General features: G+C 67.3%; 12 protein-coding genes. 5 read left to right on the top strand and 7 right to left on the bottom strand.

The features are described 5' to 3' along the window. Positions 1-14: 14 nt before the first annotated feature. Together KK488_RS05020 and mutS are read right to left on the bottom strand one after the other, a co-directional pair. Positions 15-2,792, bottom strand: coding sequence for a [protein-PII] uridylyltransferase (locus tag KK488_RS05020; RefSeq protein ID WP_214622055.1), 2,778 nt, complete (start codon positions 2,790-2,792; stop codon positions 15-17). A 6-nt stretch (positions 2,793-2,798) separates the two neighbouring features. After that, the gene (gene mutS, locus KK488_RS05015) at positions 2,799-5,384 is read right to left on the bottom strand and encodes a DNA mismatch repair protein MutS (RefSeq protein ID WP_214622293.1); all 2,586 of its coding nucleotides are present in this window, start codon (positions 5,382-5,384) and stop codon (positions 2,799-2,801) included. A 259-nt stretch (positions 5,385-5,643) separates the two neighbouring features. On the opposite strand from mutS, the gene KK488_RS05010 reads away from it, so the two are divergent. Continuing rightward, entirely contained in the window at positions 5,644-7,941 is a 2,298-nt protein-coding gene (locus tag KK488_RS05010; RefSeq protein ID WP_250890096.1) for an NADP-dependent malic enzyme, read from the top strand. Positions 7,942-8,085: 144 nt separating this feature from the next. Here KK488_RS05010 and KK488_RS05005 read toward each other — a convergent pair whose 3' ends face one another. Together KK488_RS05005 and KK488_RS05000 are read right to left on the bottom strand one after the other, a co-directional pair. Beyond that, on the bottom strand, positions 8,086-8,868 hold the full coding sequence (locus KK488_RS05005; protein ID WP_214622054.1) for a hypothetical protein: 783 nt from the start codon (positions 8,866-8,868) through the stop codon (positions 8,086-8,088). Positions 8,869-8,992: 124 nt separating this feature from the next. Then, positions 8,993-9,487: an outer membrane protein assembly factor BamE gene (locus KK488_RS05000; protein ID WP_214622053.1), complete on the bottom strand. Its 495-nt coding sequence runs from the start codon at positions 9,485-9,487 to the stop codon at positions 8,993-8,995. Positions 9,488-9,682: 195 nt separating this feature from the next. Here KK488_RS05000 and KK488_RS04995 point away from each other — a divergent pair, with 195 nt between their 5' ends. Together KK488_RS04995 and KK488_RS04990 are read left to right on the top strand one after the other, a co-directional pair. Then, positions 9,683-10,198, top strand: a complete 516-nt coding sequence (locus KK488_RS04995) for a ubiquinol-cytochrome C chaperone family protein (protein WP_214622052.1) — start codon at positions 9,683-9,685, stop codon at positions 10,196-10,198. Positions 10,199-10,236: 38 nt separating this feature from the next. Further along, positions 10,237-10,740 (top strand): YceD family protein, encoded by a 504-nt coding sequence (locus KK488_RS04990; RefSeq protein ID WP_250890095.1) that lies wholly within the window; start codon positions 10,237-10,239, stop codon positions 10,738-10,740. A 46-nt stretch (positions 10,741-10,786) separates the two neighbouring features. Here KK488_RS04990 and KK488_RS04985 read toward each other — a convergent pair whose 3' ends face one another. Further along, positions 10,787-11,215 carry a GFA family protein gene (locus KK488_RS04985; protein ID WP_214622050.1) on the bottom strand — a complete coding sequence of 143 codons (429 nt, stop codon included), beginning with the start codon at positions 11,213-11,215 and terminating at the stop codon, positions 10,787-10,789. A 46-nt stretch (positions 11,216-11,261) separates the two neighbouring features. On the opposite strand from KK488_RS04985, the gene dinB reads away from it, so the two are divergent. Beyond that, positions 11,262-12,365 (top strand): DNA polymerase IV, encoded by a 1,104-nt coding sequence (gene dinB, locus KK488_RS04980; RefSeq protein ID WP_214622049.1) that lies wholly within the window; start codon positions 11,262-11,264, stop codon positions 12,363-12,365. A 51-nt stretch (positions 12,366-12,416) separates the two neighbouring features. Here dinB and KK488_RS04975 read toward each other — a convergent pair whose 3' ends face one another. Then, the gene (locus tag KK488_RS04975; protein ID WP_214622048.1) at positions 12,417-14,354 is read right to left on the bottom strand and encodes an AsmA family protein; all 1,938 of its coding nucleotides are present in this window, start codon (positions 14,352-14,354) and stop codon (positions 12,417-12,419) included. Positions 14,355-14,504: 150 nt separating this feature from the next. On the opposite strand from KK488_RS04975, the gene KK488_RS04970 reads away from it, so the two are divergent. Continuing rightward, positions 14,505-15,221, top strand: coding sequence for an SDR family NAD(P)-dependent oxidoreductase (locus KK488_RS04970; RefSeq protein WP_214622047.1), 717 nt, complete (start codon positions 14,505-14,507; stop codon positions 15,219-15,221). Between the two features lie 11 nt (positions 15,222-15,232). Here the strand turns inward: KK488_RS04970 and KK488_RS04965 are convergent, their stop codons facing one another. Then, positions 15,233-15,844, bottom strand: coding sequence for an ankyrin repeat domain-containing protein (locus tag KK488_RS04965; protein WP_214622046.1), 612 nt, complete (start codon positions 15,842-15,844; stop codon positions 15,233-15,235). Positions 15,845-15,873: the final 29 nt, after the last annotated feature.

Genomic DNA, 15,873 nt, shown 5'->3' with positions numbered 1-15,873 from the left:
GATGGCCCCGAGCCTCAGCTCGACATCGCGAAGGCGTTGACGTCGAGCATCTCGCCCGCCGTGTTGGTCGCGGCCTCAATCAGGCGGCGCTCCAGCGTCGCGAGGCGGGTCTTGCTTTCAAGTTTCCCGCCCAGCAGGTCGGTGAGATAGAAAGTGTCGACGGCGCGCTCGCCGAAGGTGGCGACATGGGCGCTGTGGACCATGGTCTTCGACTGGAAGAGCGCGAAGGCGAGGCTCAAGAGCAGCGCCGGCCGGTCGCGGGCGGCGATCTCGACGACGGTGAAGCGGTTCGACGCCTTGTTGTCGATCAGCACCTGCGGCACCACCTCGAAGGCCTCGGCGCGGGTGCGCGGCAGCGGGCGCTGGTCGAGCTTGGCCATCAGCGTCTGTCGGTTGAGCAGCGCATCCTCGATATAGGTCTTGATGCGGGCAATCTGCTCCGGCCCGTCGAACCGGCCGCCGAACGGATCCTGCACCAGGAAGTTGTCGAGCGCGGTGCCATCCCGCAGCGTGTGGATGCGCGCGTCGATGATGTTGCCCCCTGCGAGATGGATGGCCCCGGCGAGACGATAGAAGAGGCCGGGATGGTCGGCGGCATAGACGGTGACGAGCGTCGCCCCGCGCTCGGGGTCGGGCTGAGCGTCGATCGACAGGTCGGACCGGCCGGCGGCCAGCAGATGCCGCGCATTCTTCTCGAGAATATGATCCGGCTCGGCGATCCAGTATGAGTCGGGGAAGCGTTTCACCAGCTTCTCGAACGCCTTGGCGTCGATGCCGAGGCGCTGGCTGAGAGCCTCGCGCTTGGCGGCGATCCGCTCCTGCCGCCCGCGCTGCTTGTGGCCGGGACGGATAACCTCCTCGGCGGCGTCATACAGCTCGGTAAGGAGCTGGCGCTTCCAACTGTTCCAGACGCCCGGGCCGACGGCGCGAATATCGACGATGGTGAGCAGCACCAGCAAGCGGAGCCGCTCAGGGCTCTGCACCACCTCGGCGAAGTCGAGGATGGTCTTGTAATCGGCCAGATCGCGCTTGAAGGCGGTGGCCGACATCAGCAGATGATATTTGACCAGCCAGGCGACCGTCTCGGTCTCCGCCGCGCTCATGCCGAGGCGCGGGCAGAGCTTCTCCGCCACCTGCGCGCCGAGCAGGCTGTGATCGCCGCCCCGCCCCTTGGCGATGTCGTGCAGCAGCACCGAGACATAGAGCACGCGGCGCGAGAGAATCTTGGCGATGATCGCGGTGGCAAGCGGATGATCATCCTTGAACTCGCCCTTCTCGATCTTGGCGAGCAGGCCGATCGCGCGGATGGTGTGCTCGTCGACCGTATAGTGATGATACATGTCGAACTGCATTTGCGCGACGACGCGGCCGAAGTCCGGCACGAAACGGCCGAAGGTGCCAGCCTCGTTCATCCAGCGCAGCACCTTCTCGGGATCGCGCGGCGAGGTCAGCACGCTCATGAACAGGGCATTGGCCTGGGGATCCTCGCGCACGGCCCGGTCGATCAGTACGGCGTCGCGATTGAGCGCGCGCATCGTGTTCGGGTGGATTTGGAGATCATGCTTGTCCGCGAGCGCGAAGATCTCGATCATCCGCGCCGGCTTCTCGCGGAAGAAACTGTCGTCGGGGATCGAGATGCGCCCGCGATCCAGCACGAAGCCGTCGAGTTTCTTGGGGCGGGTGAACATGGCTGGAATATAACGCCGGCCCTTCTTCGCCATGGCATCGTCGAGATGGGCGAGGAACACGCCGGTGAGGTCGCCGACCGTCTTGGCCATCAGGAAATAGAGATGCATGAAGCGCTCGACCGAGGAGCGGCCGCGCTTCTCGGTGAAGCCCATGCGCCGCGCGACCTCAAGCTGGAGGTCGAAGGTCAGGCGATCCTCCGCGCGTTTCGAGAGCTCGTGCATGTGGCAGCGCACGGCCCACAGGAAATTCTCGGCGCGCTGGAATTGCGAGAGTTCGGCGCGGGTGAGCAACCCGACATCGACCAGCTCAGCGACCGAGCGGACGCGATGCACATATTTGCCGATCCAAAAGAGCGTGTGCAGGTCACGCAGGCCGCCCTTGCCTTCCTTGACATTGGGCTCCACGACATAGCGGCTGTCGCCCATCTGCTTGTGGCGGGCGTCGCGCTCGGCGAGCTTCTCGGCCACGAAGGTGCGTGCGGTGCCCTGCATGACGTCCTTGTCGAAGCGCCTCACGCATTCCTCATAGACCGTGCGATCACCCCAGATGAAGCGGGCTTCGAGCAGCGCGGTGCGGATGGTGAGGTCCGCCCTGGCCATGCGCATCGTCTCGTCGATCGACCGGCTGGAGTGGCCGACCTTCAGGCCGAGATCCCACAGCGCATAGAGCATGGATTCGATGACCTGCTCGGTCCATTCGGTCGGCTTGTAGGGCGTGATGAAGCCGATATCGACGTCGCTATACGGCGCCATCTCGCCGCGACCGTAGCCGCCCACGGCGATCAGGGTCAGCCGCTCGGAGGCGGTCGGGTTGCTGATCGGATAGAGCCAGGCGATCGTCGCATCGAAGAGGATGCGGATGATCTGGTCCATCAGGAAAGCTTGCGAGGTGACCGCATCGCGCCCGCGTGTCGGATTGGCGGCGAGGCGGCGCGAGACTTCCTCGCGGCCGACGGCAAGCGCCGCGCGAAGCGCCGCGACGATCGCCTCACGCCGCGCGGTCGTATCCGGCAACCCGGCGAGCTGGTCGTTCAGCGCGTCGGCGACCTGGCGGCGATCGATGATCGAGCGGCGGCCATGCAGGGAGTCGGGAACCTTGTTCATCCGCGCCTATATAGGCGCATTGTCTGACAAAAGCTTGAGGGCATAAATAAGATCCAGCGCCTCGCGCGGCGAGAGGCTGTCGGCGTCGATCGCGGCGAGCCTGTCGCGCAGTGGATCGGCTTTCTCTTCGAGCGGCGCGGCGAGCGTGGCGGCGAAGAGGGGGAGGTCGTCGAGACCTGCCGCGATGCCGCCGGTCTGCGCCTTGCCGGCCTCGAGCTTGGCGAGCACGGATTTGGCGCGGCCGAGCACGGCCGCCGGAAGCCCGGCGAGGCGGGCGACGGCGATGCCATAGCTGCGATCGGCGGGGCCTTCGGCCAGCTCGTGGAGCAGGACGAGGTCGCCATTCCATTCGCGGGCGCGGACATGGTGGAGCGAGAGCGCGTCGAGCCGCTCGGCGAGGCGGGTCAGCTCATGATAATGGGTGGCAAAGAGGCAGCGGCAGGCATTGACGTCATGGATCGCCTCGACCACCGCCCAGGCGATGGCGAGGCCGTCATAGGTCGAGGTGCCGCGTCCGACCTCATCGAGGATGACGAAACTGCGCGGCGTGGCCTGCGCCAGGATCGCGGCGGTCTCGATCATCTCGACCATGAAGGTGGAGCGTCCGCGCGCGAGATTGTCCGAAGCGCCGACGCGGCTGAACAGGCGGTCGACGAGGCCGAGGCGGGCGGACTTCGCGGGCACGAAGCTGCCAGCCTGGGCGAGGATGACGACCAGGGCATTCTGCCGCAGGAAGGTCGACTTGCCGCCCATGTTCGGACCGGTGACGAGCCAGAGCCGGTCGTTCGTGCCGAGCGAGCAATCATTGGCGACGAAGGCAGTGCCGCTCTTCGCCAGCGCCGCCTCGACCACCGGATGGCGCCCGCCGGCGATGTCGAGGCAGGGTTCGTCGGTGAAGGCCGGGCGGGTCCAGCCGCCCTCGACGGCGCACTCGGCGAGCGCGGCCGCCACGTCGATCCGCGCGAGCGCTTCGGCCGCGCCGCAGATGGGATCGCGCCGTGCGATCACCTGCGCGACCAGATCCTCGAAATGCGCGGCCTCGGCTGCCAGCGCATGGGCGCCCGCCTGGGCGACGCGGCCGGCCTGCTCGTGCAGGTCGACCGAATTGAAGCGCACGACGCCCGCGAGCGTCTGGCGATGGGTGAAGCCGCTCTCCTGCGCCATCAGCGCATCGGCATGGCGCGCCGGCACTTCGACATGATAGCCGAGCACGCCATTGTGGCGGATCTTGAGCGCGGCGATGCCGGTCTGCTCGCGATAGCGCGCTTCCAGCGCGGCGATCGCGCGGCGGCCGTCGCCGGCCATGCGGCGCAGCTCGTCGAGCGCGGCGTCATAGCCCTCGGCGATATAATTGCCGCTGGCGGTCTCGGTCGGCGGGGCGGGGACGAGCGCGTTGAAGAGCCTGTCGACCAGCGCGCCATGGCCGTCGAGCGCTGGGAGCAGTGCGTCCAGCAAGGCCGGCCGGTCGGGCAGGCGGCCGAGCTTCTCGCGCAGGGTGCGGGCGGCGTCGAGGCCGTCGCGGAGCTGCCCGAGATCGCGCGGGCTGCCCCGGCCGATGGCAACGCGCCCGAGCGCGCGGCCAATGTCCGGCAGGGCACGGAGGCGCGCACGGATATCCTCGCGCAGCGGTCCGTCATCGTACAGCCAGCGCACCAGATCGAGCCGCGCCTCGATGCGGCCGCGATCCATCAGCGGCGCGGAAAGATCGGCTGCGAGCAGGCGGGCGCCTGCACCCGTGACGGTACGGTCGATCGTGGCGAGCAGGCTGCCGGCGCGTTGACCGCTCGCTGTCTGCACGATCTCCAAGCTCTCGCGCGTCGCCGGATCGATGGCGAGGTGGTCGCTGGTCCCGGCGCGCACCGGCGCGGCGAGGAAGGGCATGCGACCTTGTCCGACATGCTCCAGATAAGCGAGCAGGCCGCCCAGTGCGGAGAGTTCGGCGCGCGAGAAGCTGCCGAAGCTGTCCAGCGTCGCGACGCCGAAATGGCGGCAGATGTCCGCCTCGGCCCGGGCGCTGTCAAAGCCCCGACTTTCGAACGGCAGCGCGGCGCCGATCCGCTCGGCAAGACCCGGTCGTGCGATCACCTCGCTCGCGCCAATCCGGGCCAGCTCGGCATCCAGGCCGCCGCCGTCGAGCGACAGAACCTCCAGCCGCCCCGTCGAGATGTCGGCGGCCGCGATGGCGATGCCACCGCCCACTTCGCCGATCGCCGCGAGCAGATTGGCGCGGCGGCTGTCGAGCAAAGCGTCCTCGGTGAGCGTGCCGGCCGTCACGAAGCGCACGATCGCCCGGCCGACCAGCGACTTGGAGCCGCGCGCCCGCGCCTGCTCGGGCGTTTCGATCTGATCGGCAATGGCGACACGGTGGCCGGCCTTGATCAGGCGTGCGAGATAGCCGTCCGCGCTGTGCGCCGGGACGCCGCACATCGGGATCGGCTCACCGGCATGCTCGCCGCGCGTGGTCAGTGCGATGTCGAGCACCTGCGAGGCGATCTTGGCGTCGTCGAAGAACAGCTCGAAGAAATCGCCCATGCGATAGAAGAGCAGGTCGCCGCCGGCCTCGGCCTTGAGCGCGAGATACTGCGCCATCATGGGCGTGGGGGCGCTGTCGGCTTTGATGATGGGAGTGGTCGGTTTGTTCACCGGAGGGAACTAGCAGGCGCGGCGCCTGGCGAAAAGACGATGAGGAGGCCTTGGGCCGACTGTCCACAACTATTGCACCCCGACGCTTTCAACATGCCGTCATTCCCGCGAAAGCGGGAATGACGAAGATCCAGTATGCGTGCGCCCTCTTGTGGAGCACGTCCGATTATAGTTAGGGCATGAATGACTGGAGAGGACCACTTCCCCCATGACCGACAAAATGCCCGACGAGACCAACGACAAGCCTGCCCACGAGGCATCCATCGAATTTTCCGAGCGCGAAGCACTGCTGTTCCACAGCTATGGACGGCCCGGCAAGATCGAGATCATCGCGTCCAAGCCGATGGCGACGCAACGCGATCTCGCGCTGGCTTATTCGCCGGGCGTCGCCGTGCCGGTGCAGGCCATCGCCGACGATCCGTCGAAAGCCTATGACTATACCGCCAAGGGCAATCTTGTCGCCGTGATCTCCAATGGCACCGCGATCCTGGGCATGGGCAATCTTGGCGCTTTGGCCTCCAAGCCGGTGATGGAGGGCAAGGCGGTGCTGTTCAAGCGCTTCGCCGACGTCGATTCGATCGACATCGAGCTCGACACCGAGGATCCGCAGGCGTTCATCGATGCAGTGGCGCTAATGGAGCCGAGCTTCGGCGGCATCAACCTGGAGGACATCAAGGCGCCGGAGTGTTTCATGATCGAGGCCGCCCTAAAGGAGCGGATGAACGTCCCTGTTATGCATGACGACCAGCATGGCACGGCGATCATCTGCGCGGCGGGGCTGATCAACGCCTGTTACCTCACCGGCCGCGACATTCGCGACGCCAAGATCGTCGTCAACGGCGCCGGCGCGGCGGCGATCGCCTGCACCGAGCTGATCAAGGCGATGGGCGTGCCGCACGAGAGCGTGACCATGTGCGATCGCGAAGGTGTCATCTACCAGGGCCGTACGCACGGAATGGACCAGTTCAAGTCCGCCCACGCCGTGCGCACCGAGGCGCGCAGCCTGCACGATGCGCTCAAGGGCGCCGACATCTTCCTCGGCCTCTCTGCCAAGGACGCGCTGAAGCCCGAGTGGATCGGCGAGATGAAGGCCAAGCCGATCATCTTCGCCATGGCCAATCCCGATCCCGAGATATTGCCGCCGGTCGCCAAGGCTGCGCGGGCGGACGCGATCGTCGCGACCGGCCGCTCGGATTATCCCAACCAGGTCAACAATGTGCTGGGCTTCCCGTTCATCTTCCGTGGCGCGCTCGACGTGCGGGCGACGGCGATCAACGAGACGATGAAGATCGCCGCGGCACAGGCGATCGCCAGCCTCGCGCGCGAGCAGGTGCCCGAGGAAGTCGCGCTCGCCTATGGCACCAAGCACAGCTTCGGCGCCGACTACATCATCCCCGCGCCGTTCGATCCGCGCTTGATGGAAGTGGTACCGGCCGCTGTTGCCCAGGCGGCGATGGAGAGCGGCGTCGCGCGCAAGCCGATCGAGGACATGGACGCCTATCGCCAGTCACTGCGCGCCCGCCTCAACCCGACGACGTCGGTGCTGACGCTTGCTTATGAAGGCGCCAAGGCCAGCCCAAAGCGCGTCCTCTTCGCCGAGGCGGAGGAAGAGACGGTGCTGCGCGCGGCCATCCAGTTCCGCGATGGCGGCTATGGCATCCCCGTGCTGGTCGGCCGGCACGACGTGTATGACAAGCTGCGCGAACTGGGCGTGCGCGATCCGGAGAGCTTCGAGCTTTACAACAGCATCAACCATCCGCTCGTGCCGAGGATGGTCGACACGCTGTACGAGCGCCTCCAGCGGCGCGGCTATCTGCGCCGGGACTGCGAGCGCATGGTCAATCGGGATCGCAACATCTTCGGCGCGCTGCTGCTCAAGATGGGGGAGGCGGACGCGATGCTGACCGGCGTCACGCGCACCTACGGCCAGACCATGCGCGAGCTGCGCCGGGTGATCGACCCGGCCCCGGATCGCACCTGCTTTGGCATGCACATCCTGGTCGGCCGCAGCCACACCGTGTTCATGGCCGACACGACGGTCAACGAGCGGCCGAGCTCGGACGAGCTCGCCGACATTGCGGTCGAAAGCGCCGCCGTCGCCCGCCGCATGGGCCATGAACCGCGCGTCGCCTTCCTCTCTTATTCGACTTTCGGCAACCCGCCGGGCAACTGGCTGGAGGGCATCCGCGAGGCGGTTCACAAGCTCGACGAGCGCGGAGTCGACTTCGAATATGAAGGCGAGATGGCGCCGGACGTGGCGCTCAATCCGCGCGTGATGAAGAGCTACCCGTTCAGTCGCCTGTCCGGCCCGGCCAATGTGCTGATCATGCCGGGCCTGCAGTCCGCCAATCTCTCGGCCAAGCTGCTGCGCGAACTGGGCGGGGATTCGGTGATCGGCCCGGTGCTGGTCGGCATGAGCCTGCCGGTGCAGGTCGCCGCGATGGCATCCACGGCGTCGGAGCTGGTGACGCTGGCGGTGCTGGCGGCGGGCGGAATCGCGCGGTAGGGGGCGCACCAACCTCCGTTCGCTTCGAGTGAAGGGTTGAGCTTGTCGAGACCCGCAGTCGAGAAGGCCGTTCTCGACAGGCTTCTCGACTTCGCTCGAAGCCCGCTCGAACCGAACGGGGAAAATATCAACTGCGCAATGGTGTCAGACGCACCGATCGAATTTCTGCGTGCGACCCTGCTGCGATCCGTCGCGCAGCAGGATGGTGCCCTGGCGGCAGCTCTTGCCGTCGCGCGGCTCGACATCGCCGACGACGACGAGGCCGTGATAAACGCCGGCCGTCCAGTTCTGCGCTTCGCCGCTGCTCATCGCCTGCGTGACCGCGCGCGAGACGCTGGGGATGAGCAGATAATTGCCCGAGGCGACGATGGCCTCGTCCGGGCTGGGCGCGGCCTTGTCCGAATCGTCCGCAGCCTGCGCCTTCACGACGCCGCCGCTCGCGATCGGCACGACAGCGCGGGGTGAGGGCGCGACGGCTGGCGCCGGACGGCGCTGCTCGATCAGCGCCGTGAGTCGGGCCGTCGGATGCGGGGTCGGGATCACGGTGGCGGTGGTGACGCCGGGCGCGCGCTGGGCGGAGGGGATGGCATCGCCGCGGTCGATGATCGAGGCCTTCACCGTCTCGCCGCCGAGCATGACGCCGCGCGAGGTCCACAGCCAACCGGCCAGCGCGACCGTCAGGATCACCGTGCTGAGCACGCCCACCAATGTCATCAGGCGCCGGCCGAAATCGCCGCCGCGCGGCGCCGCCTGCACCGGGCGAGGCGTCTCGGCGTGGAGGCTTTCGCTCGCGCGATCGAAGCCGACTTCCAGCGACCCCACGGCAAAGCGCCACCGGCTCCGCTTGGCGCTATAGCGGCCCAGCGTCGGGTGATCGGCAAATATATCTGGCTGGCCCAAGGGCTGCAGATCGCCGAGATGTCGCATTCCGGCTCTCCCTCAATGGACCGATTTGAATCCAATATCGGGACGATTGCAAGGAAAACCGCGCTCGGTCACCGACTAAGCGTTGAATAGAGTCGACTGACGTGCCCGAATATCGCGCCTGATCTTATTGACCGTTTGGTCCAGGCCCCGCCGGAGCGCCGGCACCGGCCGCACCGACGGCACCGATATTGCCGAACACTTCGTCCAGCAGGCTGCGCTTGCGGCCCAGCGTCGGCGTCTTGTCGCCCACCGGGTTGATATTCGCGACCTGATCGAGCGTGGCATTGCGATCGATGCTGGCGACATTGCCCTTGGCGTCGAACTGGATCGTCACGAGCAGCTGGTCGGTCGGGCGCGGCGACGCGAAGGCGAGCGCCCGCGTGTCGCGCGCCACATAATACCAGCGCTCCGGCCCGAATTGCGAGACGAAGGTCGGACGGCCGAGCGAGCCTTCCACCGACGCCTTGTTGTCGACGCCGGGCAGCACGGAGTTGACGATCAGCTGATCGACCAGGAAGCCCTGATGCGCCCGGATGCGGGTGCACCCTCCGGCCAGCAGAAGCATCGCCGCCGCGCTCGCGACCAGAAGCGGCCGCCCAATGCCACGCTGCATCCTCATCTCCTGCACAGCCCTTCGAAAAATCATTACGCTACCAAACCGTCCTTCAGGGCAAAAACCGTCGTTCCGGCGCTCTGCCCATTGCATTGCCAGCCGCCGCAATCAATATGCAACTGCCGCATGGCGGAAACGGGCCATGCCGATCCGCTTTCCGCGCCATCCGCCACCCACTGACGAGGCGAAGCTGAACCGCGCATGAGTTTTCTGTCGAGCCTCTTCAACCGCAAGGATGATCGCGCCGCGCTGCGGCCGCTCTACGAGGCCGTGATCGCCACGGCGCGCGCGCCGCACTGGTATCTGGAAGGCGGTGTCGCCGATACGCTGGACGGGCGCTTCGATATGGTCGCGGCGGTGCTTTCGCTGGTGCTGATGCGGCTGGAGGCGCTGGATGCGAACACCGAATCGGTCAAGCTCACCGAGCTGTTCATCACCGACATGGATGGACAGATCCGCCAGATCGGCTTTGGCGATCTCGTCGTGGGCAAGCAGGTCGGCAAGATGGTGGGCGCACTGGGCGGGCGCCTGGCGGCCTATCGCGCGGGCCTGACGGGCGAGGCCTCGCTGGCCGAGGCGCTGGTGCGCAATCTCTATCGCGGGGAGGCGCCCGCGGCCGACGAGCTGGCTTATGCCGAGGCCCGGCTGCGTGCGCTGGCCGACGGCCTCGCCGGGCAGGATCTGCCGGCCCTGCTCGCGGGCAATCTGGCGGCCTGAGCATGGACGCGCCCGTCGAATTTTCCCGGATCCTGCCCATGAACCAGCTGGGCGATGGCTCGCGCGAGCGCGAAATCGGTGCGACGCCCGAGGAACGCACGGCGCTCGCGCGCCGCTTCGGCCTGCGCGCGCTCGATCGGCTGGAAGCGCGCCTTCATGTCGTGCCCGAGGCCGGCGGCGCGCTGCTCTCCGGCACATTGATCGCCGATCTCGTCCAGGCTTGCGTCGCGACCGACGAGGATGTGCCGGCGCATCTCGACGTGCCTTTCACTGTCCGTTTCGTGCGCGGCCTCGATGCGAGCGCGAGCGACGAGGAGGGCGAAGTCGAGCTGAGCGATGAGGACCTCGACCTGCTGCCGCTGGAGGATGAGCGCATCGACCTGGGCGAGACGGTCGCCCAGACCCTCGCGCTCAATCTCGATCCCTATCCGCGCGTGGCCGGCGCCGACGCGATCCTGCGCGAGATGGGCGTGCTGAGCGAGGAGGAAGCCGGGCCGTTCGCCGCGCTCAAAGGGCTGAAGCTGGGGAAGGGCGAGAGCTGATCCGCGGTCTTGGGCGCCGCGACAACGTATATCCCGTCCTGACGGTTCAACTCTGGTCCGCCGGAATGAACCTCAGCACGCCGGCCACGCGCGAGACGCCGCTGTCATTGGGATGATTGACCCCGTCATTGACGATGATCTCCGGGAAGTCGAACGGGCTGACCCCCGCCAGACAGGCGACGTTGATACCATATTCGCTCTGGTTCGAGCGGCGCTGGTGATGCGTGTAGATGCCGCACCTGGAGCAGAAATAATGCTTCGCGGCGCCGGTGTTGAATGTGTAGCAGGTCAGGGCGTCCGCGCCGGCGGTGATGGTGAGGTCATCCAGCCTGGCCGTCACCGCGATCGCGCCGCGCATGCGGCATAGCGAGCAGGTGCAGCGCCGCGCCGAGCGCAGACCCTCGGGCAGATGCACATGGAAGCGCACCGTGCCGCAATGGCAGGCGCCATCCATCTCGCGAACATCGAGATCCATCCTTGTTCCCCTTTCGTTCAGTCGCCTCGCGTGGCATAAGCCGGTCATGGTCGACGCGCCGGATCAGCACCGCAAGATCATCCATATCGATATGGATGCCTTCTACGCGTCGGTCGAGCAGCGCGACAATCCCGAGTTGCGCGGCCTGCCGCTTGCGGTCGGCGGCGGCGGGACGCGCGGCGTGGTCGCCGCGGCGAGCTATGAGGCGCGCAAGTTCGGGGTGCGCTCGGCAATGCCGGGCGGGCAGGCGCGGCGCCTCTGCCCGGACCTGATCTTCGTGCGCGCGCGGTTCGAGGCCTATCGCGAAGTCTCGCAGCAGATTCGCGGCATCTTCGAGCGGTTCACCGACATCATCCAGCCGCTCTCGCTGGACGAGGCCTATCTCGACGTGACGCACAACAAGCTCGGCATCGTCTCGGCCACCTATATCGCGCAGGAGATCCGCCGGCTGATCCGGGAAGAGACGGGGCTCACCGCTTCGGCCGGCGTCTCGTGCAACAAGCTGATCGCCAAGCTCGCCTCGGACCAGAACAAGCCCGATGGCCTGTGCGTGGTGAAGCCGGAGCAGGCGGAGGCGTTCATGGCGGCGATGCAGGTGGCGCGCATCCACGGCGTGGGCCCGGTGACGGCGCGGCGCATGGCCAAGCTCGGCATCCAGACCGGTGCCGACCTGAAGGCCTGGCCACTGCCCGCGCTGCAGCGCCATTTCGGCAAGGCAGCGGCCTTCTACCATGGTGCGGCGCGGGGGCTGGACGACCGGCCGGTGCGCGACCGCGAGACGCGCAAGTCGATCAGCGTGGAGGACACGTTCGCGAGCGACATCGGCGCGGAGGGGCAATTGCTCGCCGAGCTGGAGCAGATCGCGGCGCGCCTGTGGGAGCGGGTCGAGAAATCGCAGGCCCATGGTCGCACCGTGACGCTCAAGATCAAGCTCGGCGATTTCCGCATCCTCACCCGCTCGCGCACGCTGCCCGCTCCCCCGCACGATGCGGCCGATGCCTTCGCGATCGGCGCCGATCTGCTGCGCGCGCAATTGCCGCTGCCGATCGGCGCGCGCCTGCTCGGGCTGGGCCTCTCGAACTTCGTTGGCGAAGACGAGGATGACGGGGATGAAGAGGAGCCGGTGCAGCTGAGGCTGGCGCTGGGGTGAACGGGATGGCCGGGTCGTGATTGTGTCAGGAGTTTTGGAAGGTGGGCGCCGCTACCTCGCCCGCAGCACATGCCGCGAGACGGCGGCGCAATCGACCGGCCCGGTGGCGTTGACCGTCGGCCCCTTCTTCTCGGTCAGGCCCAGCGCGCCACCGATCGACTTGACCACCGCGCCCAATAGGCCGCCGGCGCCCTTGCCGTCTCCGGTCGAGGCGAGATCGACGCTGGGTTGAGACAAGGTGCCGCCGATCCGGATCGGGTCGACGATCGGGAGCCCGCTGCCCTTGCGCGCCGTGCCGCCGATGGCGAGGGCAATGCGCTCGCCATCGAGATCGATCGCCCCTTCGCCCCGGCTGCGCGCGGCGGCGGTCTCGATCAGGAAGGGCGCGGCCGTCAGCCGTCCCTGCTTCGCCGCGAAGCCGAGCGCGATGCAGCGCAGCGGCACCTGGTCGCTGCCATCGCCGAGCGCGGCGCCGATCGTCTTGCCCATGTCCTGGGCCAACACGGCGGCGACCAGTCGCGAGACATGGCCATTGCCCGCCACCAGCCCGACATGCCCGTCCGACCGGGCGAGCGCCTCGCGCAGCGTGTCGCCTCGCCCGGCGAGCGCGATCCGCGCGCCGAACGGGGCATCGACCTTGTCGCTCGCATCGAGCAGCGGTCCGAGCCGGCCGTCGCGGAACTGGAGATCCATGTCGACGAGCGGCGACGCGCCGGTGCGATGATCCACCACCAGCCGCCCGGTCATCCGCCCGTTGGTCAGGCCAGCCTCGATGTCATCGATGCTGAGGCGCTTATGGTCGAGCCGGATCGTCCCGCGCAATGAGCGGAAGACCGACTCGTCCCTGAATAGCAGGCGCTGCGCCGTGAAGCGGATCGTGCCGTCGGTCGGCCCGACCTTGGAGAGATTGACGCGCGTATCGGGGAGCACGCGCGGGCCGATCCGCACCTTCATCGCGCGGTGCTCCGCGAGGCCTTCGTCGTCGGCCAGATCGTCGAAATCGAGCTGGCTGAAGACGATGTCGGCGTCCACCTTGGTGCGCCCGTCACGCTTGTCGATCTGCGCCCTGCCGCGCATGAGGGAACGGCCAACGCGCCCGGCAATCCGCTCGATCGTCCAGTCGCGCCCGTTGTGGCGCAGACGCGCGGTAAGGTCGATCGGCTGCGAGCCGAACAGCCCGGCCTCTATGATGTCGTCGAGATATTTGAGCGAGGGCGCCCGCGCGCTCACCTGGAGCGTCATGTCGCGCATATTGAGCGCGCCGGCCATGATGCCCCGGACATCAAGGGTCAGCAACGGAGAGCGCAGCGCCAGCGCGACCGGATAGGGATCGCGCATGCCGCGCACCGGGATAGCCGGGCCGGTCAGGACGAGACTTGCGGGACTGTCACGGAAGCGGCCTTCGCCGCGGAGGATGAGGCCATGCTGGCGATCCGCATCGATGTGGCCGGCGAGGGTCAGGAAGCGCTTGCCGTCCTTTAGCGTGAAGCGGCCGTTGGTGATGCTCACATCCGAAAGACCCTGACCGGTGCCGCCGGACGACCCGCCACGCTTCCAGTTGGCACGGCCCGATGCCTCGCGGACGAGCGCCAGAGTGACGTCGCGCGCCTGCAGGGCCTCGATCCGCATGCCGCGCCCGAACAAGATCGGCAGCAGCGGCACTCGCACCTCCAGTGCGCCGGCCCGCATCAGATCGCCAGGCCCGGCCCAGCCCGGCTGCGCGATGCGCACGTCACGCAGGATGATCCGCGGCGAGAAGGAGAAGAAGGGCGACCGCGCCATCGACCCGATCGAGACCGGCGCGCCGAAGCGGGCAGCAAGGCGCCGCTCCGCCCAGGGCCTGGCAAGGCTTGCCGGGAAGCTGCCGACAAGGAGGACCAGCGCGATCAGGAGGACGAGAAGGACGAGCAGCCCACGCTGCCAGGGCCGGACACTGTGCCAGCGGGCCTTGACGCGCGCGAGGCCCGGTGCAGCGCGATCGGATGACATGACAGGACAACGCGAGGTTGCGGTGCCGGTTCCTCGAGGCGGTGGCGCCCTGTCTGTTCCCCGTCGCTGGTGCTGGCGTTCAGGCCCTCATGTTCCTAGAAGATCATTCGTCCGACGGCGAATTCAAACGAAAAGGCACGAGGTCAGCCCATGCCCGACCGATCAATCCAACCCGCTGCCGGTACGATCCTGATCGTTGGCGCGTCCCGCGGCCTCGGGCTTGCGATCGCAGCCGAATTTCTGAGGCGAGACTGGCAGGTGATCGGCACGGTACGATCGCGCGGCCGCACCGGACTGCATGACCTTTCCGACCTTCATCGGGCCCGGCTTGAAATCGAAACCCTCGACATCACCGAGCCCGATGAGATCGGTGCGCTGCGCAACCGGTTGTCGGGCCGATCTCTCGACATGCTGTTCGTGAACGCGGGGATCGCGACGGGCGATCAACAGGCGCGGATCGGCGACATCGCGACGGACGAGTTTCTGCAGGTCATGCTGACGAACGCGCTCAGTCCCATGCGCGTGATCGATGCGCTCGAAAATCTCGTCCCTGCGGATGGCCTGATCGGCGTCATGTCGTCCGGACAGGGCAGCATCGCCAACAATACGGTCGGAATGCGCGACCTCTATCGCGCGAGCAAGGCGGCGCTGAACATGCTCATGAAGAGCTTCGCCGCGCGAGAAACCAGGGATTCGCGCGCGATGCTGCTGATGGCGCCGGGCTGGATCAAGACCGACCTGGGTGGACCGGACGCGCCCTTCACGCTCGAAGAGAGCGCCCCGAAACTCGTCGACCTGCTGCTATCGAAGCGGACGAAGCCCGGACTCGACTATCTGGATCGCGACGGCAAGACCGTTCCCTGGTAAGTCCTCGTTCGCTACAGCGTCGGCCCCTGCACGGCCTTGTTCGGGGCGGCCTTCTGCTTGGCGGTGAGGGCTTCGAGCATGCCGGGCACCGGCGAGCCATGCTGTGCATAATCGATCGCCGACATGCCGGCGATCGTATCGCGACGGGTCGGATCGCCGCCATTGCCGAGCAGCAGCCGCACCATTTCGAGATCGCGCATCTGCACCGCGCGGATGAGCGGGGTTTCCCCGCTGCTGTTGGTCTGGTTGGGGTTGGCCTTCTTCGACAGCAGCAACAGCGCGCCATCGGTGAAGCGCTTCTCGACGGCGAGCATCAGCGGGGAGCGGCCAAGATTGTCGGTGAGATCGACCCGGGCGCCGCGCGCGAGCAGATAGTTGGTCATGATGACGTCGCGCTTGCCGATCACGATCAGCAACGCCGTCTCCCCCGTCGTGCGGTCCTTGGTGTTGATCGGCGTGACGCCGGCGCCTTCCAGCGCCTTGAGGATCTTGTCATTATCGCCTTTGCGGACCGCCTCGAGGAACTTGTAGCTGTCCGAGAATTGCGCCGCCGCCGGCTGGGAGGTCAGGAGACCGAGAAAGGCCGTCATCACCAGGGCAAGCCAGGCGATGGCTGCCCGCATCCTGCGGTCTCGGCGAAGCTGCGTCACGT

It is taken from the genome of Sphingobium nicotianae (assembly GCF_018603885.1).
Taxonomy (GTDB): Bacteria; Pseudomonadota; Alphaproteobacteria; order Sphingomonadales; family Sphingomonadaceae; genus Sphingobium; species Sphingobium nicotianae.
This window is presented reverse-complemented; position numbering and strand designations above follow the sequence as displayed.